This is a genomic window from Deltaproteobacteria bacterium, assembly GCA_012522415.1.
Lineage (GTDB): Bacteria > Desulfobacterota > Syntrophia > Syntrophales > JAAYKM01 > JAAYKM01.
This window is the reverse complement of the sequence record JAAYKM010000103.1, coordinates 1-1,602: the sequence shown is the minus strand read 5'-3', so window position 1 is coordinate 1,602 and position 1,602 is coordinate 1. Positions and strand designations below refer to the sequence as shown.

The following is a 1,602-nucleotide window of genomic DNA, read 5'->3' as shown; positions in this document are numbered from 1 at the left end:
TAAACAGCAGGGCGGCATGGCCGTGAGACGCCTGAATCAGCCTTCCGGCTTCTTCCGCCACGGCAGCGATATATTCATTGTCCTGACTGTCGGGAAAGGGTACGGTTTCACTGATGTATAAAAGGACATTCTCCCGGTGGCAGAAAGGTGATGGCTTGCTGGTTTCCATCAAAGAGCGCACCCGGTCAAGGCCCATTTTGCGTTCAATATGTTCAAAGCTCCCGGCTGCCGACAGCGTACCCGAAGTGAGGACAACGGGAATCCCGCGGCTCCACAGGTCAGCGTACAGCATATCGCTTAACTGTTTGGGAATGGCGCATAACAGGGTTTCAAGTTCTTTATCCGTTCCTGCCGTGTATCTTTCCTCCGGTCTTTCCAGCCAGTAAACAAGCTCATCATACTTTTCCAGTATGCCAGCTTGTTCCCGGATAAGGGAAAGCTCAAAGCGTATCTGAGAGCAGCGGCCTCTGTACCGGAGTAGCAGCAGTTGCTCCGACATCAGCTCCGACAGCTCCCCGCCGATATTCCGGATATTCCGCAGGTGCCGGGCAGCCGTTTTATCCATGACCGTTTTATAGCGTTCCGTTTCCTCCTCCAGGCTATCGGGAGGGATGTTATCCAGTAAAAGCTGAAACAATCGCCGGTTCTGGCCCATCAGCTTTCCGGCAAGTTCCCGTACCATTGCGCTGCTGACGCCCTTTTGGAAGGTGAAGCAGCCAATGTCCTCTATCACACGCGGAATGGAAAGGCTTCCAAATTCCACGCCGTACATCTGTTGGGCCGCCTGTAAAAACTTATGAGCCTCGTCGATGATGACCGCCTGGTAATGGGGAATCAGTGGGCTTTGCCCCTTGGAGCGGCGAATGACATCGGCCAGGAAATAGTTGTGGTTGCAGACCTGAAAATCATGCTCGCCAGACTGCACATGCCGCATATGGCGTAAATATCTGCAAGCGTTATAATATGGGCAATTCTCATCACAGCGTCCCGATACGCCGATCCTGCGTTTGATGTAGGGTGTCAGCCCTTCCGCGTCAGCCAGGTCAATGGATGCCGTCCTTTTGAAAAGAGGAGCCAGAAGCCCTTGTGTGGATTCGTCCGCGTCACGGTAATACGCACAAAGGTTTTTTTCGCAGATATAATGCTCCCGGCCTTTGCGCAGGACACAGGACAGCGGTGTTTTGATAATGCCGTGGGCCATCAGGATACGGGATATTTCAGGAATGTAGTCTTTTACGATGGCGTTTTGAAGGGCAATGCTGGCAGTGGAAACCACCACAGGCATGTAAGCGCTGGCAGCATAGCTCTGATCGGGGTAGTATCCCCGTAGCCAGAAGTCATTGACACGTCCCCGCTTGGCAAGGGCGGCAGCAATGAGATAGGCATGGGTTTTACCGGTTCCTACCTCAGCCTCGGACAGGGATACGGTACGGTTCCCGATAGCTTCAAGCATATGGGCGGCAAGCTCCATCTGTTTTTCCCGGATACCATAGCCATGCTCGGGCAGGATGGCTTCAAAAATATGATTTTGGATATCCGCAAGGATTTCCCGCAGTAAATTTTCTCCGGGGGGCATGTCAATTTCATATTTTCCCTTGCCGG

At 52.8% G+C, this 1,602-nt stretch carries 1 protein-coding gene; it reads right to left on the bottom strand.

Features of this window, described 5'->3' with window-relative positions; genetic code table 11:
- Positions 1 to 1,576 (bottom strand): hypothetical protein (locus GX147_08600; GenBank protein NLN60745.1); only part of this gene is annotated, 1,576 nt, incomplete at its 3' end.
- Positions 1,577 to 1,602 lie beyond the last annotated feature (26 nt).